This is a genomic window from Enterococcus sp. AZ128 (genome assembly GCF_051714485.1).
In the GTDB taxonomy this organism is placed as follows: domain Bacteria; phylum Bacillota; class Bacilli; order Lactobacillales; family Enterococcaceae; genus Enterococcus_A.
This window is the reverse complement of record NZ_JBIORZ010000004.1, coordinates 396,313-420,727: the sequence shown is the minus strand read 5'-3', so window position 1 is coordinate 420,727 and position 24,415 is coordinate 396,313. Positions and strand designations below refer to the sequence as shown.

The 24,415-nt window shown below is 38.0% G+C and carries 21 protein-coding genes and 1 pseudogene; 15 read left to right on the top strand and 7 right to left on the bottom strand.

Features of this window, described 5'->3' with window-relative positions; translation table 11 throughout:
* Position 1: 1 nt before the first annotated feature.
* From IGI38_RS23250 to IGI38_RS23235, 4 genes and pseudogenes are all read left to right on the top strand, one after another.
* Complete coding sequence (locus tag IGI38_RS23250) at positions 2–3,079, top strand: type I restriction endonuclease subunit R (RefSeq protein WP_061053469.1); 3,078 nt, start codon at positions 2–4, stop codon at positions 3,077–3,079.
* Positions 3,080–3,331: 252 nt separating this feature from the next.
* Positions 3,332–3,448, top strand: a pseudogene (rpsI, locus tag IGI38_RS23245) (30S ribosomal protein S9); the annotation flags it as partial.
* A 132-nt stretch (positions 3,449–3,580) separates the two neighbouring features.
* The gene (locus IGI38_RS23240) at positions 3,581–4,486 is read left to right on the top strand and encodes a hypothetical protein (RefSeq protein WP_438734345.1); all 906 of its coding nucleotides are present in this window, start codon (positions 3,581–3,583) and stop codon (positions 4,484–4,486) included.
* Between the two features lie 179 nt (positions 4,487–4,665).
* On the top strand, positions 4,666–6,750 hold the full coding sequence (locus tag IGI38_RS23235; protein WP_438734344.1) for a DUF262 domain-containing protein: 2,085 nt from the start codon (positions 4,666–4,668) through the stop codon (positions 6,748–6,750).
* Positions 6,751–7,074: 324 nt separating this feature from the next.
* Here the strand turns inward: IGI38_RS23235 and IGI38_RS23230 are convergent, their stop codons facing one another.
* The 3 genes from IGI38_RS23230 to IGI38_RS23220 are packed head-to-tail and all read right to left on the bottom strand — an operon-like array spanning position 7,075 to position 8,939.
* Complete coding sequence (locus IGI38_RS23230) at positions 7,075–7,506, bottom strand: DUF6608 family protein (RefSeq protein WP_438734343.1); 432 nt, start codon at positions 7,504–7,506, stop codon at positions 7,075–7,077.
* A complete protein-coding gene (locus IGI38_RS23225) occupies positions 7,499–7,957 on the bottom strand; it encodes a LytTR family DNA-binding domain-containing protein (RefSeq protein WP_438734342.1) in 459 nt (152 codons plus the stop codon). The genes IGI38_RS23230 and IGI38_RS23225 overlap by 8 nt, the downstream gene beginning before the upstream one ends.
* A gap of 22 nt (positions 7,958–7,979) precedes the next feature.
* Positions 7,980–8,939, bottom strand: a complete 960-nt coding sequence (locus IGI38_RS23220; RefSeq protein ID WP_438734340.1) for an alpha/beta hydrolase — start codon at positions 8,937–8,939, stop codon at positions 7,980–7,982.
* 313 nt (positions 8,940–9,252) lie between these two features.
* On the opposite strand from IGI38_RS23220, the gene IGI38_RS23215 reads away from it, so the two are divergent.
* A complete protein-coding gene (locus IGI38_RS23215) occupies positions 9,253–9,741 on the top strand; it encodes a DUF3916 domain-containing protein (protein WP_438734338.1) in 489 nt (162 codons plus the stop codon).
* 250 nt (positions 9,742–9,991) lie between these two features.
* Here the strand turns inward: IGI38_RS23215 and IGI38_RS23210 are convergent, their stop codons facing one another.
* From IGI38_RS23210 to IGI38_RS23200, 3 genes are all read right to left on the bottom strand, one after another.
* Complete coding sequence (locus IGI38_RS23210; protein WP_438734337.1) at positions 9,992–11,020, bottom strand: hypothetical protein; 1,029 nt, start codon at positions 11,018–11,020, stop codon at positions 9,992–9,994.
* 384 nt (positions 11,021–11,404) lie between these two features.
* On the bottom strand, positions 11,405–12,841 hold the full coding sequence (locus IGI38_RS23205; RefSeq protein ID WP_438734336.1) for a hypothetical protein: 1,437 nt from the start codon (positions 12,839–12,841) through the stop codon (positions 11,405–11,407).
* Between the two features lie 112 nt (positions 12,842–12,953).
* Positions 12,954–13,658 (bottom strand): helix-turn-helix domain-containing protein, encoded by a 705-nt coding sequence (locus IGI38_RS23200; RefSeq protein ID WP_438734335.1) that lies wholly within the window; start codon positions 13,656–13,658, stop codon positions 12,954–12,956.
* A 402-nt stretch (positions 13,659–14,060) separates the two neighbouring features.
* Between IGI38_RS23200 and IGI38_RS23195 the strand changes: the two genes are divergently transcribed.
* From IGI38_RS23195 to IGI38_RS23175, 5 genes are all read left to right on the top strand, one after another.
* On the top strand, positions 14,061–15,206 hold the full coding sequence (locus IGI38_RS23195) for an efflux RND transporter periplasmic adaptor subunit (RefSeq protein ID WP_438734333.1): 1,146 nt from the start codon (positions 14,061–14,063) through the stop codon (positions 15,204–15,206).
* The gene (locus IGI38_RS23190; RefSeq protein WP_438734332.1) at positions 15,199–15,876 is read left to right on the top strand and encodes an ABC transporter ATP-binding protein; all 678 of its coding nucleotides are present in this window, start codon (positions 15,199–15,201) and stop codon (positions 15,874–15,876) included. Before IGI38_RS23195 ends, IGI38_RS23190 begins: the two co-directional genes overlap by 8 nt.
* A complete protein-coding gene (locus IGI38_RS23185; protein ID WP_438734330.1) occupies positions 15,873–17,078 on the top strand; it encodes an ABC transporter permease in 1,206 nt (401 codons plus the stop codon). Before IGI38_RS23190 ends, IGI38_RS23185 begins: the two co-directional genes overlap by 4 nt.
* Before the next feature lie 169 nt (positions 17,079–17,247).
* Positions 17,248–17,841 (top strand): helix-turn-helix domain-containing protein, encoded by a 594-nt coding sequence (locus tag IGI38_RS23180; RefSeq protein WP_438734329.1) that lies wholly within the window; start codon positions 17,248–17,250, stop codon positions 17,839–17,841.
* 100 nt (positions 17,842–17,941) lie between these two features.
* The gene (locus tag IGI38_RS23175) at positions 17,942–18,916 is read left to right on the top strand and encodes a tRNA dihydrouridine synthase (protein WP_438734327.1); all 975 of its coding nucleotides are present in this window, start codon (positions 17,942–17,944) and stop codon (positions 18,914–18,916) included.
* A 197-nt stretch (positions 18,917–19,113) separates the two neighbouring features.
* Here the strand turns inward: IGI38_RS23175 and IGI38_RS23170 are convergent, their stop codons facing one another.
* A complete protein-coding gene (locus IGI38_RS23170; RefSeq protein WP_438734326.1) occupies positions 19,114–19,443 on the bottom strand; it encodes an ArsR/SmtB family transcription factor in 330 nt (109 codons plus the stop codon).
* A gap of 170 nt (positions 19,444–19,613) precedes the next feature.
* On the opposite strand from IGI38_RS23170, the gene IGI38_RS23165 reads away from it, so the two are divergent.
* From IGI38_RS23165 to IGI38_RS23145, 5 genes are all read left to right on the top strand, one after another.
* Positions 19,614–20,615 (top strand): NADP-dependent oxidoreductase, encoded by a 1,002-nt coding sequence (locus tag IGI38_RS23165; protein ID WP_438734324.1) that lies wholly within the window; start codon positions 19,614–19,616, stop codon positions 20,613–20,615.
* Positions 20,616–20,679: 64 nt separating this feature from the next.
* Complete coding sequence (locus tag IGI38_RS23160; RefSeq protein WP_438734322.1) at positions 20,680–21,186, top strand: macro domain-containing protein; 507 nt, start codon at positions 20,680–20,682, stop codon at positions 21,184–21,186.
* Between the two features lie 77 nt (positions 21,187–21,263).
* Positions 21,264–21,650: an ASCH domain-containing protein gene (locus tag IGI38_RS23155; RefSeq protein ID WP_438734320.1), complete on the top strand. Its 387-nt coding sequence runs from the start codon at positions 21,264–21,266 to the stop codon at positions 21,648–21,650.
* A 550-nt stretch (positions 21,651–22,200) separates the two neighbouring features.
* Complete coding sequence (locus IGI38_RS23150) at positions 22,201–23,724, top strand: helix-turn-helix domain-containing protein (RefSeq protein ID WP_438734319.1); 1,524 nt, start codon at positions 22,201–22,203, stop codon at positions 23,722–23,724.
* A gap of 19 nt (positions 23,725–23,743) precedes the next feature.
* Entirely contained in the window at positions 23,744–24,037 is a 294-nt protein-coding gene (locus IGI38_RS23145; RefSeq protein WP_438734317.1) for a nucleotide pyrophosphohydrolase, read from the top strand.
* Positions 24,038–24,415 lie beyond the last annotated feature (378 nt).

Genomic DNA, 24,415 nt, shown 5'->3' with positions numbered 1-24,415 from the left:
TTTGGCTGAAGAATACAGTTTTAACGAAAATGAACTAGAATTAGTTGCTTTACGCTGGTTAGAAGAAGTGGGATACACTTCTGTTTCTGCCAAAGAATTAGAAGATAGTGGGATGTCTAAACGGAAAGACTACAAAGAAGTTGTTTTGATAGACCGTTTGAAAGAAGCTCTTGTAACAATTAATCCTGATGTATCAATGGCAGTAATTGATGAAGCCATTAAGACAATTACTGTCCATAAACATCCCGATATGGCAGTCAATAATCAGACTTTCCATAGATACATTACAGATGGTATTGAAATTCCTACACGAGAAGGCAATCGCAATGTTACAAAACGTATTTTATTATTTGATTTTAATGAACCTAGAAACAATGACTTTTTAGCTGTCAATCAATTTATTGTAGAAGAGGATAATCAACGCAAAAGAACGGATATTATTCTATTTATCAATGGATTGCCTATTGTGCTGTTTGAATTGAAGAATGCTACGGATGAAGCCGTGGGTATTTCAGACGCTTATAACCAATTACAGACATATAAACAAGAAATTCCTTCGCTGTTAACGTTTAATGAATTTATGGTTGCTAGTGATGGAGTGCAAGCAAAAGTGGGGACTTTATCAAGTAATGAAGAACGTTTCATGGTTTGGCGAACAATTGATGGGAAAGTGGAACCTGGAACAGCTAGTAGTCAATTAGAAGTGTTGATAAAAGGAATGTGCAATCCAGAAGTACTACTTGATTTACTGCATCATTTTATCTTATTTAAAACTGATGGGGATAAAACGATTAAGATTTTAGCGGCTTATCATCAATATCATGCAGTGAATCGTGCAGTAGAAGAAGCAAAACGTGCGGTTAGCACTGAAGGAGATAATAAAATTGGGGTTGTTTGGCACACCCAAGGCTCAGGTAAAAGTCTATCAATGGTTTTTTATACTGGGAAATTGGTGCAAGAATTAAACAATCCGACTGTTGTAGTTTTAACTGATAGAAATGATTTAGATGACCAATTGTTTTTAACGTTTAGTCAATCAAGTGATTTATTACGGCAAACACCAAAACAAGCCAATGATGGGGATGAGTTAAAAGAGTTATTGTCTGTCAATGCAGGTGGCATCGTTTTTAGTACCATGCAAAAGTTTGCACCTAAAGAAGGCAATCAAATGGATATATTAACTGATAGACGAAACGTTATTGTAATGGCAGATGAAGCTCATCGTTCTCAATATGGATTTAGTGCGGATGTGAATGATAAAGATGGCTCAATCAAATACGGGTATGCTAAATACTTACGAGATGCGTTACCTAACGCTTCCTACATTGGTTTTACAGGAACACCTATTTCTAGTGCAGACAAGTCTACAAAAGCTGTGTTTGGGGATTATATAGACGTATACGATATGACCCAAGCGGTAGAAGATGGAGCTACAGTAAAAATCTATTATGAAAGCCGAATCATCCCTGTATCACTTCCTGATGGATTAGATATAGACGATTCAGTAGAAGACATTGTGGAAGGTCAAGAAGAAGATGTCGCTTCAAAAACGAAAGCAAAATGGAGTCGAATAGAAGCTATCACAGGTTCACAACCTCGATTAGAAAAATTAGCTCAAGATTTTGTGAAACACTTTGAAACAAGACAAGAAGCTTCTTTCGGTAAATCAATGATTGTTACAATGTCAAGAAGAATTGCGATTGATTTATACCAAGAAATAATTAAACTTCGTCCTGATTGGCATTCTGATGACGATGATAAAGGGAAAATTAAGATTGTAATGACAGGTTCAAGTAGTGACCCAGATTATTGGCAACCTTTTATTGGGAGTAAGACAAGACGTGATAAATTAGCGAAGCGAATGAAAGATGATTCTGATGAACTTCAAATTGTCATTGTTCGAGATATGTGGTTGACAGGTTTTGATGTTCCGTCTATGAACACGATGTATATTGATAAACCAATGCAAGGACATAATTTAATGCAAGCAATCGCTCGTGTAAATCGTGTATTTAAAGACAAAACAGGCGGATTGATTGTAGATTACATTGGGATTGCACCGAATTTGAAAAATGCTCTACAAGAGTATACACCAAATGACCAAAAACAAGCAGGGATTGATACCCAAGTTGCCGTGAGTTTAGTCAAAGAAAAATATGACTTGATTACCAATACGATTCTAGATAAGTTCGATTATTCTGATTTTAATTCAACAGATTATACGAAAAAATTACAAGTTATTACAAATGCTGCAAACTATATTTTAGGATTAGATGATGTTGAAGATGTTAAGAGATTTAAAGATTTAGTAACGGAAATCACTCGAGCGTATGCTTTGTGTGTGACAGAAGAAGAAGTCCAACAATACAATGCTGAAATTGCCTTTTTTAAAGCTGTAAAAGTATATTTAATTAAATTAAACTTTGTAGATGGAGTAAAATCTCCTCAACAAATCGATGAAGAACTGAAGCAATTAATTTCTAAGTCCGTTGTAACGGAAGATATTGTGGATATTTACGATTCTCTAGGATTAGAAAAAGCTGAATTGTCTATTTTGTCTGACAAGTTTTTAGAAGAAATTAAAGAAATGCCACAGAAGAATCTTGCTTTACAACTACTTGAAAATTTATTAGCGGGAAAAATTAAGTCTATTCAAAAAACGAATGTTGTCCAAGCAGAAAAATACTCTGAACTATTGAAAAAATCCATAAATAAATACAATACTAGAGGAATTACTTCTGAAATTGCCATTCGTGAGTTAATTGAATTGGCAAAAGACATGAAAACAATGAAAGAAGAAGGCGAAGAATTAGGCTTGACAGTCGAAGAAAAAGCCTTTTATGATGTTATCTCTAAAAATTCGGATGAAGATGAACAAGTTCTAAAAGATATTGCAGTAGGTATCGCTAAAACTATTGAAGAAAATATGACAATTGATTGGACAAAACGTAGTTCTGAGAAAGCCCGAATGAGAGTTAAAATCAAACGTTTTTTGAGAAAAAATAAATTTAAGACAGATTTAGAAACCATTGATTTAGTGATTACACAAGCAGAGCTAATGGCAGAAAACTTGGTTTAGAGGTAAAAATAAAAAAGCCTAAAATTAAGGCGTTTTCATTTTACTCACGAACATAGAAATTTTTTTCATACTTTAATAAATTGGGTCTATTTTATTTTTGAAATGTTATCTAATCCCTTGATATATGTGGCTAAAATCCATTTTATTTTTGGGTCTGGATTTTGAAAATTTGAGGTAAATTGAAGAATTTAAGACTGTATTCTAAAGTATAAAAGATGGTGAGAAAAACCATTGTAAACGTTGATATATAAGGATTTCCGTTTAGCTCTTAAACGTGCTGGATTACTTACTCGTGATTCACGTATGGTTGAACGTAAAAAACCAGGTCTTAAGAAAGCCCGTAAAGCTTCACAGTTCTCAAAACGTTAATATATTTTATATATCGACATTCAAGACACTTTCCAATTTTGGAGAGTGTCTTTTTTTAGTGTGTTCTCGATTAATAAAACGGACATGATAATTGGTAGTGATGATAAGGGATAATTTGGTATACAATTAATTATGAAAAAAGAATTGAAGGAGTATGAAATGAAGAGAAAAGTGATGGTTGGTTGCTTATTTGCGAGTGTGATTTTACTAGGGGCATGTCAAAAAGCGAATACGGATAGTGCTACGACAGATAAATCAATGAAACAGTCTATAAGCAAAGCTGAGAGTTCCAGTAGTATAAAGAAAACAGATACTAACAATCGAATAGAGGATACGCAAAATAAATTAACCAACGAAGAGCTTGCGGTTGCAATATATATCACTCCTGATAATGAGACTCGATCAATCGATGCAGTGATTAATGATTATACTAATGCTTATGAGAAAGATACTGGATATGGTACGAAATTACAATTGTCTAAAAACTTATTACCTGACATAATAGTAAGCTTCTCCTCAATAGGAACAACCAAACGATTTCATTTTGAGGGAGATAAAGTTACTGTAACTGGACGATCGAATTCAGGAGATGAGTCATCACAAAACTTTAGTGTAAAAGAAATGACTGCTAAATTTGGAGAATACAAAGATGGTATAGCCAAATTAGTAGCCAAAGCAGAAAATTATTCTCCTTTAGATGAACAATCGGGATCATCTGAAAGTAATTCCGATACAAATGTTGACACTAAAAATTTAACTTCTGAACAATTCAAGGAATGGGTTAGTGCTGTTTTAGATAAACAATTTAGCATGGGAAGAAGTTCATTCCCGTATGATCTAATCGTAGAAAACAATGTTGGCTATGCCTATGTTCGTGTGAAGCATAGTGAATTACAAGTAGACACGATTACGATGTTTCGAATAAATGATGAAGGACAGTTAGAGGAAGAGGATAAATCAAATGGATATCCAGCATCTTATAAAGTTGTATCTACGAAATTTATAGATACTTCAGAAGTTACTGTAGTAGATAATTGAATTATTAATTAATAAGAAGTGCCTATTTGGGAAACCATATGGGTGCTTTTGCTCATTTCAAAAGTAGTTGATAAATACTAGATTGAACTTTTGTTAGTTTGTGTAATGATGTACAATTAATCATAAGTAACTGTTTGAAAATATTGTGAAATAATATATTAACTTAAAGGAGTGTATTTATGGATACAGAATTAACTAGTTTGAGTGATTTATTTAATAGATGTATTTACAGAATCCCTGATTACCAAAGAGGATATGCTTGGGAAGGAAAGGAAATTCAAGATTTTTGGGATGATTTAGAAATACTATCGAACAATAGATTACACTATGGTGGAGTTATAACTTTAGAACCAGTTGAAGAATCTGTATATGAGAAATGGACTCAGGATACATGGCTTTTTGAGAGAAGAAATATAAAACCTTATTATGTTGTTGACGGACAGCAAAGATTAACTACAGCAATGATTTTATTATCAGTTATATTGGATAATGTGAAAAAAAGGTTCAAGAATGAGAAATTAGATGAAAATAAAACTGTAGAAGAAATTGAGAAACTATTTATTCTAGAAACAGGGAATGGAAGTTTGAACTCGACTCTTCTATTTTCTTACGAGAAAGATAACAATAGTTATGGTTTCTATATTGCTAATATTATTGGAAGAGACTACTTAGTTGATAAAGAAGATGTTTACGAGAATAAATACACTGATAATTTAAAATACGCATATGATTTTTTTTATGAAAAATGTGAAGAATTGAATTTTACTCAGTTAGATCAGTTATATTGCAAACTGACTTATAATTTTGTTTTTAATAGATATGTCATCCATTCTAAATTAGATATATTTGTTACTTTCGAGACTATGAATAATAGAGGTAAGAAATTATCTCAATTGGAGTTACTGAAAAATAGATTAATCTATTTGACGACATTGTATGATGGGATTGATGTTGGAACAAAAGCTGAAATGAGAGCTCAAATTAATAAATGTTGGAAGAAATTATATAGTTATTTAGGAGAATTGCAATTAAAAAATATACCAAGATGGCAAAGAAGAAGATATAGAGACTTTGATGGTATGGGAATGAATCTAGATGATATTTTTTTAGGAGCCCAAGTTTCATCATATCGAAACGAGAAGCTAATTTCGCTGTCACCTAGAAGTAGTGGTGACGGAGAGTCAATTTTAAATATCACAAATTTATTGAAGTCAGTCTTTACAGCTAAAAATGTTATGGAAAAAAACTTAGAGATGGAAGATATAAAACTGTATATATCTGATTTATCTCATAGTATTGAAATATGGAGTGCAATGAAGTCTCCAAGTTCAGCTGATTTTTCGTTGGAACTAAAAGAATACCTCTATAAAATAAAGTATTTTTTAGGTTCAATATACTTCAATTTCAACTTTAACTTTAGTTTAAACGATGGTGTATACCATCGGAGAATTTTTGGGAGTGAAGTGATTGAAACGAGTATTTTCAAATTATTAAAAACTGAATTTGTTGACGACACACTAAAAATAATCAAAAGCTTAGAAAAAATTTTATTTATTTATGGATATTTACCTAAAGAAAATAATAGAGAGTACGAATTTAAAGCAAACGGTTTAATGAAGGACTGTATATTAGGTTTAAACACGATTAACAATCAAAACAGTTACACAATAGAAGATTTAAAAGAAATAAACAAGAAATTAACTAAGATAAGAATAGAATTATCAAAACTTTTCGGTATCACAACTGGAGACTTTTTGAATAAACAGGCTTATCGCGACTATAAAAGTATAAGTTATTACATTTTGCTTGAATATGAAATATACTTATTAAAAAAATCTAAGAATAATTATTCAATCTCAGATATTGAAAAGCTATATGAGGATAAAGAAAAATTAAATTTGGAGCATATCTATCCTAAAAATGGAAGGAATAGATATTGGAAAGAGAGATTTGGTGATTTAACTGATAAAGAAAAAGAATTGTATAAGAATAGTTTGGGGAATTTAATCATAATATCAAGTGAAAAGAACGATGGTTTGGGTAATAAAGACTATCCGACAAAAATTGATGGTGGTACGATAAATAATCCTTTAGGGTATAAATATGGCGGTTATGCGGAACGATATCTTGTCAATAATTATTCTGAATGGACTACTAGATCAATTGAAAAAAGAGGGAAAGAATTACTAGATTTTATTAAGAATAATTGGAATCTGCACATTACTAAGGAAATGCGAGGAGATTTATTAGGGATTCCTGTCTAAACTTTAGATTTGCTAAAAATATTTTAAAAGAAAGTATTTGAACGTAGCAACTAAAATATGATATTTTAATATTCTGTATTCAACTACCATCTATCGTGGTTCAAATTGGTTCAAATATAGTCTATAAGAGTGCATTTGTATCAAATTTGAAGTAATCTGCATACTGTCGAATCTTTGATATAAAAGGATTTCTATTGATTGAGCTTCTTAAAGATTACGTTTTTCTGTTCTCAAAACGTTAAGATATTTTATATATCGACATTCAAGACACTTTCCAATTTCGGAGAGTGTCTTTTTTTGGAAATCCCCACCAATTTCTCGCTATTAAAGCAGCTTATTCTGACTTGTCTGAATTTCCTCTAGTAATCGATTCTGTTTTCGAACATCAATATGCAGGCCGACATAATAGGCGATTGCGCCAATGATGTAAATAGCCGTAAAGGAAGAAAAAGCACCGAAGTAGCTGTTCTCGTGTAATTTTTCAAAGAAGCTGCTAATCCAAATGGTCAAAAATACCAGCAGCATTGCGCCAACATATTGCAGCACAATCATCGCCAAAGGTGACAATCGTTCCAGCAGCGGATGCGTGTATAAGATGCTCACTGCAATGGCGGTACAGATAAATTTGAACAGCAGACTGGAGAAATCGTCACGGCCGTCGTAAAACAAACGATCATAAAGGGTCGTTCCTAAGGAAATAATCGTATAGCTGACGCAAATCACCGTCAGCATTTCTTTTAAACGATTTTTAGTCATGTAAAATACCTCGTACTTTCTTTAAGTAGTTTTGAAAGATCTTGCGATAATAACGGCTGATGACTAGCTCCTCCTGGTTATTCAAAACCACTTTCAGCCGCATATTGGCTTCGGACTTCACTTTTTTTATTTGCTGAATGTTGACGATATTGGCTTTACTAATACGGCAAAAACCATGTTTGGACAAAGCAGATTCAAGAAATGTTAAACTTCCTTGGATTTGGAAAACGTGTTCTCTTAAGTAAGCAAAGGTCTTTTTATCGACAGTATCGATATAAAAGATTTCTTCCAACGACAGAAGTACCTGTTCACCATCCTCTAATCCAAAAAGCTGGGGGACGGAACCCTCCAGCATTTGACGGACTTTCTCAATTTGCTCGGTCATTTCACGATAGTAAATTTCTGTTCGGTCTTCTTCAAGAGCGTCCTCTTGAAATAATTTGATCCGCATAGTTCAGCTCCAATTCAATCAGTTATTTTGCTAGAAATTGCATAACGGCAGCTATGTACTCTTCTTTTTGGTCAAGCATGCCTTTAATGTGCTCCGTGTTGATGGAAACGAGTTCCTTATCCTCTGCTGCAATATTCTCGTATAAAGACGTCACCTTTTCAGGAAGACATACGTCGTCCTGCTCACTATTAATAACGAGTGTTTTGATTTCATTATATTTTTGTTGTTCGGTGATTTCAACATCTTTAAAAGTAAAGCCGTAGTTTAGCTTCATATAGAAGTTCCCACAAGCAACAACATAAGGGAATGGAATGCCTTCAGTATCCTCCATGCCTTGCCAAACTCCGGCAAACATTTCCTCCATACTACAAACTGGTGAATCCATAATCACGGCATCCACATGTTTAGCCGCGTGTTCAGTCGCTGCATACATCCCAGCAGTCGCGCCGCCCATTGACTGCCCGTGAATGACAATTTGCTTATCCGAATTTACTTTTTCTGCATAATCCACGATCGCACTTACATCCAAGCGCTCTAAGTAGCCAAAAGTGACCAAAGGATCTTCGTTGTCACCATGTCCGCGCATATCAAAGGTCAACACGTTCCAGCCCTTTTCCAAATAAATCTCTGCTAAGGGAGAAAGAAAAACGTTATCGCCGCCTGCACCATGAATCAAAATCGCGGTATCTTTCGCTTTATCGCCATCTGTGCTGAAAGAAGTTACCGGAAACGTGTTCCCATCTTCAGCCTTCAAGTCAAAAGTCTCTCCTGAGTATTTTGCATTAAATTTCTCCAAATCATAGCCCCATTCCTTCAACTGTAACAGGCTATTCTTCTTTGTATCGTTTCCATCGTTTTGGTGAAACAAGCCTTCTGTTACCATCTTTCCAAAATAATAACTGGCCCCAATTCCAGCGATTAAGATAATTCCTAATAAAATACTTGCACCGATGCTGATTTTCTTTTTGATTGATTTTTTCATATTTTTCTCCTCCATGACGACTTTTTTTATCTTTAAAGTCATCATAGGCGACTGGAAAACGGTTTTCCACCGATTCTTTCTTTGTTGCACTTTGGAGGAGCTGAGTTGCACTTTTTTTAGTTTCTTAGTGATTCTAGATGGGAAAAACGAAATAAGGCGATGATGTTCTTGAGATATTAGGAGATGATTTCCTAAGCTGAATCAGCTATTGAAGGACTAATACATAGAAGTTAGAAAATGTAGTGGTTTACAGTGAGCGGATAGACTAATATAAAAGCTGAAGAGACAGAGTACGTATAGGAGGAGAGCAGTATTGGATAGGAAGAAACAACGTGGTCAAGGACGCAAATTGAAAATGTTGCTAAGACGTATTAATGAGTTCACGCCATTTCTTGAAACAGACGACAATTACGATCATTTTCATGTACCAAGTGATCCGTTTATTGACAGTCTAAAAACAAGAGGAAGAATAAAGACAGAATTTTGTAGAGCATGGATAAGTACTACCGAAAGATTCATTCTTCAAAAACCAAATGATTTGCCTTTCTGTAAAGTTATTGCTGTCATATCCGTTCCTTATTATTGGAATTCGCAAATCATCATTTTTTATGATGAAAATTACTACAATAATTTTTGGGATAGGACAGGACCTGAACAATTTTGGACGAAAATAGATCAGGAATATTCATTCTGTAAAGAGCGTAATATCAAAACAGCAGTGCGTGAAATGTGCTATCAGGAAAAGATGATTGATGATGAACTGCTTGTAAATGACTTATGGTTTTATGGAGAGTTAAACTAAGAAATTGTGACAAGTGAGACAAACAGATCCGGTTTTTCAGGATTTTTATGTGCTGAGATGTGTGCAAAAACAGTTTGAAATTTCTCAAAACGTAAATCCGTTTATCCAGAATATCGAAAGGCGTTTTCCATTTGGAAATTTTGTATAAGAATTGAAATGGAACAGAAGATTTTCCCACACCAAATAAACGTCATCTTTCCTCAACTCAAAGAGCACATTCAATCGCCTCTCCTTCACTGCGAGAGCGGGGTCACTTCCTCCTTTTCAGGATTTTGTTGAGTTTGTTTCGCCAAGCTCTTTCGTCTCGTCCTTGTTGGATCTGTTCTTTGCTTTTGCCGTAGTGCAGATCGGTGTCGTCCGTGTTTTCAGGAGGTGCGGCCGATTTTTGTGTTTTGGCTGTTGGATAGGGTGCAGCTTGATTCTTTGGTTCGGCTGGCGGTACGTTTCCCGGAATCGGGGCTGTCGTGTCTGCCTTCGCCTTGGTTTCTTGTTGGGTCCGCGTGTGTGAATGGGTCTGGTTTGCTGACGAAGGTGCTTGATTTTTTTCGGGAGCATTGCTGCTTGATGTGTTGGCAGCGGGCGTAATTCGTTCTGGCTGCATTTTTTCTTTCCGAGAAGTGTCTTCAACGGCTTGCTGAACAAGTTCTTCTGGGTCTGCTTGAAGGGCTTCGTGCTCTGCATCGATGCAGCCTTTTTTACTTTTGAATTTGACGTATTCCGCAAAACGGCGGACACCTGAGGCTTGAAAAATCGTTAAGGTCGTCAAGATTCCTAATATTTCGGCAGTTTCTTCCTCGGAATGGACTTGTTTTGTATTGCGGAGTGTCCATGTGTGGCGTTTTCCGTTGGCATCTTTAAAAATCGATACGAGATCGAATTGGAATTCGGATTCGTGGGAGGTTTCAAGGTTCTTTTTCTCTAATAATTTCTTATAGAAGCGTGTTTCCTTGGTGAAATGCTGGTACTCTTCTTCGTTGGCGAATAGGCGTTGGGTAACCGTCTGCCATTCTTCTGCCGAAAAGAAATGCTGGAAGTAGAGGCAATGTCGGCGCAACGTATCATTTGGGGGCGTGTTCAAGAAAATTTGCTGGATCAACTCGTTCAGCGGCTGAAGTGAAAAGTCGCCAACGCAGATCGAGTGGCGAAACAGGATCGCTACAAGGTATTCGACAACTTCTGCCGCTTGCTGTGTCTGTTGGAAAAACCGAGTAATTCTCTTTAGAAGCGTATCTTTCTTCATTCCAAATAATTGTCTCTGACCAAGTTTTGCTACATCCATTGTCATTTTCCTCCATACTGTTCAAAAGTTTTGTGCAACCGTTTTCTATGAGATCTATCTAAAATAGTAGCCTTATATAACATCGTTGTAAAGAGGTTTTCAAATACCCAATTTTGCATATTTTTTTAAAACATTTGAATAATAAGGTTTTAAAGGTATTTTTGAATATTTTTGTATGATTAAGTATGGTTTAAAATAACTAATCTAGGAGTAGTCTGCTGGCTGAATAAGACCGCCAGACTATTTATTGGATTTTTCCACATCTGTTTTTATTTCTAAATAAGCGTATTGATTATAATTATTCTGAAGAAAAAAGAGATATCGCCTAAAAAAAGCGGTATCTCTTAACAGAAATTTCTTAGTTTTTGGCCCTAAACAGCCAGTTTATTGTTTCGTCAAAACGCAGGTGAAGATGTAGTTGGAGATGTCTTTCAAATCGTTGGTCAGGTTATTGATGGAAATAGGGAGAATAAACGTTCTATCTTGATTCAATAGGCAACGCTCACACACGATAAAGCAGTTGATGTTGAAAAATAATTCTGGGATATCGTCGATGGAATAATAGATTTCGTCATTGATGATAAAATAATTTTCAGAGATGATCTTGCTGATATTGTTTCTGAATAGCATATGGGAATATTCATCTTTAGAGACAATGACGATGGGAATCTTTTTTTTCTCACCTTTTTTCAGAATGGGCATGACTAGATGACAAAATTGCAAAATGATGGATTCCGACATGGTTATATTGGTTGAAATTTCTTCGTTCAACCAGGTTCGTACGATTTGGCTGATTTTATTCTGAATAAAGTGATCCTTGCAATCAATGAAATAGTACTGATTAAGCAAAAATTCATTGATCCCCAAAGTGGTGGTATACACGAGATCCATCAAGGGTTTTTCAAATTCGATTTCCCCCAGCAGGTTCATTTCAAAGGCAGCCTCAAAATTTCTGATAAGCTGCAGAACGGAAGGGTAGCTTTTTATTAATCGTTCACGATAGTATTGGTAGTCCGCCTCGATTAACCGGTAGCTTTCAGGATTGTAGGGCAAATTTTTATAGATGAAAGCAATATACGCGATATCCTCATCCGCTGCCTCGAGCCCGTGCTGCGAGAAACAAGTCCTCACGCTGTTAAAAATAATTCCAGATTTCAAGAATTCGATTGTTTCAGCATCTATTGGCAATGTTTCCTCTCTGGTGATGCTCAAAAACAGGGCGTATTGCAAATAGTGCAAACTTTTTTTACTCAGACGATTTTTCAAAAGTTCGCCTAAATGGTGCGCCATTCGCTCTGATTTATAAAATAAAGGATCGGTCTTCAACTCAGCGACACCGATGCCTCTCATCCAAAGAGCTAGGTAAATATATCTTACTTTCAATTTCCTCTCAAAAGCGATTTCCCCATCCGAATTGATTCCCAGCGCTTGTCTAAAATATCTTTCCGACTTCTTTTTCAGATTGAAGACTTTCGTCACCGAAATAAATTCTTCTTCGGCTATGGAAGTGTAATTATTTTTCCCCAAAAGACAGCGGTAACATACATTTAAAAAAAGTGAATCTGAATACAATTTCCGCACTAGCTCGTAACAGCTGATGCCTTGTTTGAATTGAAAGGACAGCTCTGAACGAGTGATGGAGTAGGTAACGATCTCATCTGCCAGCTTTGAGGCGATTTTTTGACAATCTTTCTTCAGTGTATTGAAGCTGGTATTTATATTTGCGGCAAGCTCTCCAATTTTTATCTGTCTGCACTCATATAATACATAGGTAATTTTCACTCTGCGTAGGATATCTTTTTCTATAAAGTTGTCTATCAATTGAATGTCTCCTTATATTGTTAACCCAGGAAAAAATAAAATAAGTATCCCTCTATCGTTCTTTTGAAGAACCCGATTCTGCTTACCTTTAAATGAGATTCGTGCAGCCCTTTTAATTCATATAGTTCTGAACATCGTTGAACAGCAGATCCCCCAAAAAGTAGCCTTTGTTCCAAGAGGTTATCAGCTCACCGTCAGGGAAATGATTCACAGCTAGTTTCTTTTTGATTCGATTGGTTAAGTTGGAAAGCTGACACAAATTTGATTTTGTTACGTCGGTTTCCCAGATCAGATGGCATAATTTTTCTCGCGACAATACCTTTCCGTCTTTTTGAAACTGGTAGATATGATATAAGAATTTTTTTTCATTGGACGAGAGACTGAAAAAGAATAAATCGGAATTTTTTTCGTTCCTTGATCCAAGATTGTTATCATTAGGAAGCGTCATTTTGACTTGTCCGCTAGTTAGTTTAGCAACTTTTTCAATGACATCGATGTCGGTTGTTGCGGGCGTAATCCAATCATCGATCTCATCAAGCAAGTAGGAAAATTCGGAATTTTTCAGATCGTCTTTATTTCCTTTTCTTAAAATCGCCAAGCCGTTTTTCTTGAAGGCAGAATAATACTTTGAAACGTCTAAGGTAGAAATGGTATCACTAAAAATAACCAATGAGAAATACTTGATGATTTGCGGGGAGAACTGTGCGTCGCTCATTAAATCGCTGGAACAGTAGACCTCTTCATTGGAACGCTGCAGGATAGCTTGCAGGGATTGTTCCGCTAATAAATTTTTGGTTATGATTAATACTCTTGACATAAATTTCACTCCTATTAGCAAATTTTCAATGGATTTTATCGAGATTAGTCGAATACCTATTAATTTGCCTTATTTCTTTGTTACTACTGCAACAATACATTATCAAAAATACATAAAAAAATTTTTCCTTCTTTTTAATTTTTTTAATTGATAAATTAAATTTTTGAATAAAATACATCAAAAACCAAAAAGTAATATACGATTTGTCATTATTTATAAAGATAGAAAACGCTGAATAGATTACTAATCCTCTATTTTGAATAAAACTGACGATAATAGATTTTTTCAGTTTGTGAATGTTGTCGTATTACTTTTTTGTTAGTTTAAACGAAGTTGATTCGATGTTAGCAAAATGTCCTGCATTGTAGACTAATTTCAGAAAGTCTATTTGGGGGAAGATGTATGAAGAAAAAGACAAAAATAATTGTAGCTGGGGTAGCCGGTTTGGTTCTTGCCGGAGGTGGATTTCTTGCATTTAGTTCTAAAAAAAAGGAATCACCTTATCATGTTTATACAGTAAAAACAGCGGAGCCGTTACAGCTCAAAGGCAAGGTAGAACCGATTAAGCGTCAGCTTTATTTTTTAGACGCGAATAAAGGAACAATCAAAAATGTTCCGGTTAGTAATGGGGAGGAAGTCGCTGTAGGAACCCCTTTGATCGACTATCAGAATGATACTGTCCAAAATGAGACGATCACACAGCAGCATGCGGTGAATAAAAGTTCTCTGGATGCCTCTCAAGCGGAAGCCACCGTGGCTGCTGGGGAACGACAGGTCCAAACGATTACGAATCAAATCAATGACACTCAGCAAAAAATTGCTCAGGCAAAAGAGGCAGAAGAGAAGACCGCGTTAAATGAGCAGTTGAAGCAGCAGCAGAGTGAATTGCAGTCCGCAAATGATCAATTAAGCCAAGCGCGTTTTGCGGTACAGGGGGCTTATGAAGATGTTCAATCAGCTAAGGATGTATTAGCGGGTCAGCAAAAACAGGCGTCGGCAATCGTGAGTTCGGAAATTGAAGGTGTGGCCTCTGTAGATGAGAAGGGAAAAGGTTCTCCTGAGGTCCCCGTAGTGACGGTTTCCAGCAAAGAGAAGCAAGTCAAAGGGATCGTCACTGAATATGATCTAGATAAATTGGTGCCTGGACAAACGGTGCAGGTAGTGACAGTCGGCAGTGATAAAAAAGTCGATGGAACGATCAAAAGTATCGCTGCTAGTGCTTTGGCAACTAGTGGTGACAATAATAAAGTCGCCTCTTATGAATTTACAGTAGAAGGTAATTTTCCGTGGACCGATGATTTATCGACCTTGGTCACGTTGCAGCAAAAACAACTGTTACTGCCGGATTCTGCGGTGAAGAAGGCTGGAAAAGAGCAGTATGTCTATAAATATGTGAACGGTAAAGTCCAGAAAACTGCGATTCAAACATTGAATCTTAATGGACGTACGGTGGTTCAAAAAGGGTTGAATGATAAGGATAAAATTATCGAAAATCCAGATGACGCCTTGAAGGATGGCGCAGAGATCCAGGTGAGTGCCAATGATTAAGCTGGAACACATCTATAAGTACTACGAAACAGGCGGAACGTCGTTGGCTGTTTTAGAAGATATCAATTTTTCAATCGATGCAGGCGAGTTTGTCGCCATCATGGGGCCTTCTGGTTCGGGAAAATCGACCTTGATCAATCTTTTAGGCTTTATCGATCGTAATTTTAACGGGGAGTACCTGTTTAATGGACGAGAAATAACCAATTTCAAAGATGAAGAATTATCTGAGATTCGCAATCAATCCGTCGGCTTCGTTTTTCAAAATTTTAGTTTGATCGAAAATTTGACGGTAGCTGAAAATGTGGAATTGCCGCTTTTATACAAAGGGGCTAAACACAATGAGACCCAAAAGAAAGTGAAGGCGGCTTTAGCGAGGGTTGGTTTAGCTGATAAGCTGAATCAACTGCCTAAACAACTATCCGGCGGCCAGCAGCAGCGGGTGGCAATCGCTCGCGCGTTAATCAATCGACCTAGCTTCATCATTGCAGACGAACCGACCGGGGCATTAGATACGCATACGACGGATGAGATCATGCAGCTGTTCAAGCAATTGAATGAAGAAGGTGTGACGATCATTTTGGTGACTCATGATCCGGAAACGGTCGTTTACTGTGACCGACTATTGAAAATCAGAGATGGAAAAATGATTGAGGAGGTGCTGCAGTCGTGAGAAAATATATTCTCTGGCGGACCGCCTTTCGCTCGATCTTCAAGAATAAACGCCGCAGCTTCTTAACGATGGTCGGGATCATTATCGGGATCGCTGCAGTGATTACGATCGTTGCTCTGGGGAATGGCTTCAAACGCAATATCTTATCAGAAACGACGGATGTAGATGAAACGGGTCAAACCAAATACATCAATCTTAAATACAATGATTTTGATAATCTGGTCAGTGACAACAGCGGAATTTCGCTAACGGATAAAAATATGGTTGCTAATTTGCCAGAGGTGAAGGATGTCTCCTATTATAAAGCGATGAAAAAAGAGAGCAATCCATCTATTGACTTCTATGACAAAAATACGAAGCTTACTATGACGGTTCAGCCAAGTAAAGAAACAGAACTGTCGATTTTAACGGGACGCCAGCTGAATGCGGCGGACAGTGACGGGTTGAACAAGGTCGTTGTTCTCGATGAAGCTGTAGCAAAACAAGTTTTTGGTTCGAAAGAGTCGGCCTTGAACAAAGGCTTTGACGTAAATGGGCAGGTTTTTACCGTGGTTGGCGTATCTGCAAATACGTCAGGTGAAATCAGCCCGCAAAACTATAAACCGCTTGCCTTTTTCCCTAAAAGGACCTATACCCACTACTTAGGAAAAAAAGAGGACCATTCCGTTTTGGCGATTCAGTTCAATGCTAAGGCAAATGATGAAGCGGCGATGTCCAAAGTACTGAAACAGCTCAATATGAATGGTGAAAGTCGAACACAGGGAGAGTACCAAAGCTATGACCCGACGTCTGAAATTAAACAGCTGGGCTCAATGCTGGATCAGCTGACACTGTTCATCAGTGCAGTGGCGGCTATCTCGCTATTTATCGCTGGTGTCGGCGTGATGAATATGATGTACATTTCTGTCTCCGAACGGACAAAGGAGATCGGTATCCGCCGCGCGCTGGGCGCGAATGCCAAGTCGATCAAATTGCAATTTCTATTTGAAGGAATCGTATTGTCCTTGAGCGGTGGGATCATCGGCTACATTTTAGGTATTTTAATTGCTTTTGGAGCATCCTTTGCATTGCCGTTTTCCGTTCGGCCGGATATGATGACCGTGCTGATCTCGATTGGGACCTCAATGTTGATTGGTGTAGCCTTCAGCTACTTGCCTGCATCTTCTGCAGCCAAAAAAGAATTGATTGATATTTTGAAATAGTGACCGCTGTTGGATGTCTCATTTTGTTTGAGTTAAACGCTTAAAATCGAATTTTTTTCCAAACCTTCTGAAAATGGTAAAATTTAGGTGCTCAACGAATGGTTTAGTCTAAATTTTAGTCATTCAACAGAAGGTTTATTGTCTGCGTAGATACTGGAGGGATATAGTTATGGTAGAGATCGGTCCGAAAGTCAAAGAATTGAGAGAAGCAAAAAAGATGGCGCAAAAGGATCTAGCAGATCTGCTCAATGTTACGCCGCAAGCTGTTTCAAAATGGGAACGGAATAAAAGCTATCCGGATTTAGATACATTAGTAAAAATGAGTAAAATTTTTCACGTGACTGCAGATGAGCTTTTAGGGAATTCGAAACCGTCATTTTTTGCCTCTTTCTTTTCTAAATCAAAAGGAGAAGATGAAATGAATAAGTCGATCGAGATAAAAAAATACCCTGAAGGGAAAGTACCAAAAGCAGAAAAGATCGAAAACATGTCTGGATTTCTGCGAATCACTTTTGAAAGTGGAGAGGTCCGATTTTTAAGATCACATATTTTTGATGGGATGCTAGATATTTTTTCTCCCAGCAGAGGGAAAGGAAAGCGCGGACCATTGATGTTTGGTAAGTATAATTCTTATAATTGGATCGGTTCACAATTTGAGATCAAAGAGACAGGCGAAGTGATTCTCAACGGGACAGACTCCTATTCGCCAGAAGAGCTTTGGTATGATAGTAAAGAACATATTCATGAAATCACCTACCCTTAGTTTGTGCTAAGGGTATTTTTTTTAGTTTGTATTTTTGCTTCTTCCCTCAAACCTTAGTATAATAACGTTGTTTTGGATGATATAGGAGGACACATACATAATGACAACAAATTTTTGGGCGGAGCTGCCAAAGCCCTTTTTTATTTTGGCACCGATGGAAGATGTGACAGACGTGGTGTTTCGCCACGTTGTAAAAGCGGCGGGGGCACCGGACGTATTCTTCACGGAGTTTACGAATTCGGATAGTTTTTGTCATCCGGATGGGATCGAGAGCGTTCGCGGACGTTTGGCCTTTACGGAGGATGAGCAGCCGATGGTCGCGCATATTTGGGGAGATAAGCCGGGATTTTTCCGCGAGATGAGTATCGCGTTAGCGGATATGGGCTTTAAAGGAATTGATCTGAATATGGGCTGTCCAGTTCCAAATGTTGCGGAGCGGGGCAAAGGCAGCGGCTTGATTCTGCGTCCAGAGGTTGCGGAGGAATTGATCGAAGCGGCGAAGGCAGGTGGGCTGCCGGTCAGTGTGAAGACGCGTCTTGGTTTTACTGAAATTGCTGAGATGGAACACTGGATCCGTCATTTATTGAAGCAAGATATCGCGAATCTTTCGGTTCATATGCGGACACGGAAAGAAATGAGTAAAGTCGATGCGCATTGGGATCTGATTCCCCAAATCGTGAGCATGCGGGATGAGATCGCTCCGCAAACCTTAATCACGATCAACGGCGATATATTGGATCGGCAGATGGGCCTAGAACTGGCGGAAAAATATGGTGTGGATGGCTTGATGATCGGTCGCGGGATTTTTAAGAACCCTTATGCGTTTGAAAAGGAGCCGAAGGAGCACTCACCAAAGGAAATGATCGGCTTGCTGCGTTTGCAGCTGGATCTGCAGGATAACTATGCGGAGCAAGTGCCTCGTTCAATCGTTGGTTTGCATCGCTTTTTCAAAATCTATGTCAAAGGATTCCCTGGAGCAAATGATCTACGGGTAAGCTTGATGAATACTAAATCAACAGCGGAGGTCCGCAAGATTTTAGATGCGTTCGAAAGTGGACATGAAAGCATTATCTAACGCTGAATACGTGAAGCAAAAAAGAGGCTGTGACAGAAGTGGTCAGCTTCAAGAAATTTCGGCTTATTTCTGAATGCTAGTTCTGCTTAGTGAAACTTAGCAGTAACTGTATGCATAGCTTGCGAAGAAGAAGCTGCTTCTGACACACCGTTTGTTCGGAAAAAGGAACTGTGACAAGATTTTTGTCACAGTTCCTTTTATTTCGTTTCTTCGATGATCTGACTAACGTGCGTCAACAGCTGTTTAAGTTTATTGATTTCTTCGGTGTCGTGAGATAAAAAGTAATAATTCTTTGTGCCCTTACTTCGGTAATCCACGAGTTTTGCTTGTTTCAAAATCTTCAAATGATGAGATACAGCGGGGCGCGAAAGCTTTGTTGTCTCAGTCAGATCGGTCACACGCAATCCTTCGCACGCTTTATCCTCTAGCAGAGCGATGATGATCGCTTGGCGCTTTTCGTCACCTAAGGCGATTAGAAAGTCGCTTACTTCAGCAAATTCATTCTGCAATTGTTTTAAATCGGACATGCGTCTACACCTTCTGTTTATTATTTTAAACCATTAAACCATCGGGTCTGATACTTGTCAATTTTCTGAATCAAAGAAGTTGACGAAATAGCCTTCTTTCGTTAAGATACATTTCATATCAATGGTTTAAAAATTTAAACGAATGAAGAATATTGAAGGGAAGCTATCAAATGAAAACAGCAATGATTCACGAGTACGGTCAAAAAAATATCGAGGTAGCGGAGACTGCCATGCCGAAAATTCGTGAGAAGGATGTTCTGGTGAAGATCGCGGCAGCCAGCATCAATCCTATTGATCTAAAAACTAAAGACGGCAAAATGAAGATGCTGTTAACCTACAAAATGCCCTTGATTTTAGGCAGTGATTTTTCAGGAACTGTAATGGAGGTCGGAGAAGGGGTGACTGATTATCTGGTTGGTGACAAGGTTTATGGTCGCGTTCAAAAGGATCGGATCGGGACTTTTTCAGAGTATCTGGCAGTGGCGCAAACGGATATTGCTTTGATGCCAAAGAATATAAGCTATGAAGAAGCGGCGGCGATTCCTTTAGTAGGGCTGACTAGTTATCAAGCGCTATATGAGGTCATGCAGCTGACTGATCAGGATAAAGTATTGATCCAGGCTGGTTCAGGCGGAATCGGAACGATCGCGATCCAATTAGCGAAATTGTCAGGCGCCTATGTAGCGACTACCACTAGTGAAAAAAACGCGGCTTTTGTAAAGGCTCTGGGCGCTGACAAAGTGATCGATTACCACAAAGAAAATTTTGAAGATGTTCTGACCGAGTATGATTATGTGTTTGATACGATGGGAGGGGAAATCTTAGAGAAAGCCTTCAAGATAGTTAAGCCCAAGGGAAAGGTTGTGACCTTATCAGGTATTCCCAATCGCCGGTTCGCGCAAGAGTATGGTCTGCCGATATGGAAGCAAGGGGTTTTAGCTCTGGCTAGTCGTAAATTCACGAAACTGGAAAAAGCAGCGGACGTGAGTTATCATTTTCTATTCATGAGACCGGATGGCCAACAGCTAGCACGGCTGACAGAATTGATTGAAGATGGGAAGCTTCGTCCGATTATCGATCGCGTGATCCCCTTCGAGGATATCCAAACTGCTTTTGATTATTCTGCTTCTGGCCGAGCAAAAGGGAAAATCATTATCAAAATGGAGAATTAGCTGTTAAGGGAGTTCTCAGGATTCTTGCTATAATAGAGAGAATAGAAACAAGGAGTGGAATAGGATGATCGAAGTCATACTGGGAGATATCTCTCGTTTAGATGTTCATGTTGATGCAATCGTTAATGCTGCGAACGCAGCGCTGATTCCTGGCGGAGGTGTCGATGGTGCGTTGAACCGAGTCGCGGGTCCCAAATTGAAACAAGCGATGAGAGCGATTGGCGGAACACCGACTGGTACAGCGGTACTCACACCAGCCTTCGATTTATCTGCCACCTATGTGATTCATGCAGTTGGCCCGCGTTATATCGATGGCGAACACGGGGAAGAAGCCTTGTTGTATTCTGCTTACGAGTCGGTTTTTCGGCTGGCTCATGAACAAGAAGTTCGTACTCTGGCGATTCCAGTATTGAGCGCGGGGATTTATCGTTATCCCAAAGAGGCTGCGGCTCGGATTCTTTATGAAGTAGCGAATCGAGCAGAAAATCAAGGGATCACGACAAAGATCATTGTATTTGAAGCTTTTTGGGTGCCGCTTTTTGAAAAGGTACAACAGGAGCATTTTGGATGAAAACGGTTAATTTGTTTTAATAATTTTCTGATAAAGTGATAAGATACTAGTAAATAAGTAGAAGTGAGGCGAATGATTTGAAAGCTATCTCAATTCACCCCGAGCCAGTGATGGCTATTCTTTCCGGAAAGAAAACAGAGGAATATCGCTCATGGTCGACCCATTATCGCGGCCCATTGCTGATCTGTTCGACAGCGATCAAGACTCCCGGCTGTATTTCAGGGCAGGCTGTATGTATAGTGGCGCTTGTCGATGTAAAAAAATTGGGCGAGGATTCTTATGCGTGGATTTTTGAGGATGTCCGCTGTATTAAGCCGTTTCCAGTCAAGGGGCAGCGACGCTTATATCATGTACCGGATGAGCGGATTCTTGAACCGGGTACGGGAGAATTTGTGATCGAGAATGGCGAAAAGGTCGTAACCGAGGCATTTTGGCAAGAATACTATCTATCCATCGTTAATTAACACTCCGATTAGGTACTAATAAAACTGGGATCGCGGCCTTTCTAGTTGCTGTTTTGACCTAGTCTATTAAATAGTAAGAGAAGGACAAGAGCAGACAAAGCTCTTGTTTTTTCATTTTTCTAAAAAAAATGGGAAAACGGATAAAATCTAAATATACGCTAAAAAGACATTGTGTTTCGATAAAAATCGTCAAGATGGTAAATTATTTGCATTTTTTTTTTGCTGATTCCAGGAATTGTTCTCTATTATTGTTCATTATTCATAAAAAAACGACGAATAAATAATGGATTTTGAAGCTTTTTGAGTAAAATTGCCATTGTGATCTTTTTATATTATTATTTGTTGAAAATAAGGATGATTTTAAAGCATTTCATATTTTTTTGAGATTAAAAATGATCTGTTACGCGTCAAATAGATTAGGAGAGCTCAATAATTAATAATAGTACCTTTTTTTGATAGGTTACCCAGCACTTGTTTCTGCCGAATGTTGAGTGAAGAAAAAGAATAGATAGGTTTCAGGCGCAGGCGTTCTTTCGAGAGGGGAATAATCATGGACTTTCGTGCAGTTTTAGGAACAAGCAGCAAACGGCGGCTCACGCTGCTGGAACGGCTATATCAGCACCGCGATGGCTGGTCGAGTGAACAATTAATCAGTGAGTTGAATTGTTCGCTGCCAATTTTATTAAATGATATCGAGCTGATCAATGCGGAGTATCCGAGTTTTCAGATTACGAAAACAAAAGGGCTCTATCGAATGCTCGTGGATAAAAAAGTGAGTCTGGGGGATCTGTACGCCAATATTTTGAATACTAGTCCTGAATTTCAAATTATCGAAGAGCTTTTGTACGAGGAGTGTGAAAATATTACGGTACTCGCCAAAAAGCTGTATCTCAGTTCATCAAACACCCAGCGCTATTTGAAAAAAATCGAAAAGGCCTTGACCAAAGCCGGAATAGAATTATGCTATCGTCCCTTGCGAATGGAAGGAAATGAAGGGGAGATCCGCAATTTTTACTATCGTTTTTATAGCGAACGGCAAATTGCGTTTGAAAGCACATTGCCTAAATTACCGGTCAAACACTATCATATTATTGAGCGGTATGTTCAGGAGTTTGTTCGAATCAATCAGATTCATGAAAAATACGTTTTTCAAAAGCGGCTGCTCTACAATTTTTATATTAGTATCTGGCGGATGAAAAATGGTCATGAATTTCCGGCAGAGGAGTTGCGGACGGAGGGTCTGATCTTACCGATGGATCTCCACTACAAAGAGTTAAAGCATGCGGTTAGAGAAGGCGCGGACTTGAACTTAACTACGGAAATGATCCGAGACGGCTTTTGGCTGCTATTCTCTGACGCGATCGTCTTCAGTGTTTCCCACCGGGAATTAGCCATGAAGGATAATGAGAAATACCAGCAGCTGTTTGTACGTCACTATGAATTGGTGAAGGAATATAATAAAATGCTGGGTCATCGTTTAGAGAAGCGCAACCGAATCGATCTAGCGACGGTTTTATCGAATGATTTTTATCTTTACGATCCGCAGGGGCAATATTTGTGTCTGTTGTGGCGCAACCGGACGGCTTTTCTATCAGAAGTTTCAAAAGAGTACCTTCGCGGAGTGGAAAGAGTGAGGGAGTTGGTACAGAAGTTTGTGAATACGTATGAAATGTACCAAGAAGAGGACTTCATTTGGAACTATGTTTATTTACTGATTACGATGGAAGAACGTGGAATGGAATGGCTGGCTAATCAAGAGCCGCTGTTGAAGGTTTTGCTGTTATCCGATTTAACGCCGACGGAAGAAAGCTTCTTAGCAAAGCAGATTTCTAACACGATCTATGGGAATTTTCTGATCATTCATTTTGAAAAATTATCCGGTGGGACGTCGCAGCTGCATAATGAACTAAAAAATTATGATTGCTTGATTACGACAGGTTCAGCGGAAGGATTGCCGGAGGACTATCCGGTGGTGGTGATCGATCCCTTCCTGACGAAGCAAAGTACACGCTGGATCCAAGAGACGATCAACGAGCTAGGAGAAAAACGCCAATTCGTTTCTGTGATAAAATAGAAACGAAAGAAGGCTGACTATGAATAGTATGGAGAAAATCAATCAATTTCGCGATGAACGAAAATGGCGTCCTTTTCATAACGAGAAAGATTTAGCGTTGTCGATTTGCTTAGAAGCGGCTGAATTGTTGGAACTTTTTCAATGGAAGGATTCAGAAGAAGCGCGGACGCAAACGGAACGCTTGAAGGAAGAATTGGCCGATGTGCTGATTTATTCGTATATGATGGCGGACAATCTGGATTTTGATATTGATGAGATCATCAGTGAAAAATTGAAGAAAAATGCGATTAAGTATCCGGTGGAGGAAGCGTAAGCGATTCGCGGATATGGAATCGCTGAATTGCTAGAGCAGAGAAATCTGCTCTTTTTTTTATTCTCATTTAGTGTGGGAATAGGTGATTTATTCCGTTAATAATATTAATACTGCGTTTGTAAATAACTGTATTTATAATAATGTCGTTTGAAACGATATAGTTAATTCTTGGTGCTTACATATCGTGTAAATAAGTATTTACAGGTGTTTTTTTAGTTTTTATTTTATTTTGATAACGTTTTTATATTTTTTGTTTTGAAATAATCTAATACCAAATCTAATAATTGTGATTTTGTGATTAATGTTTTAGTTGAGTTACTATTCTTGTTATGTTAATTTATAATTACAAAACAATTATTACGTTTTGAATAATCGTTA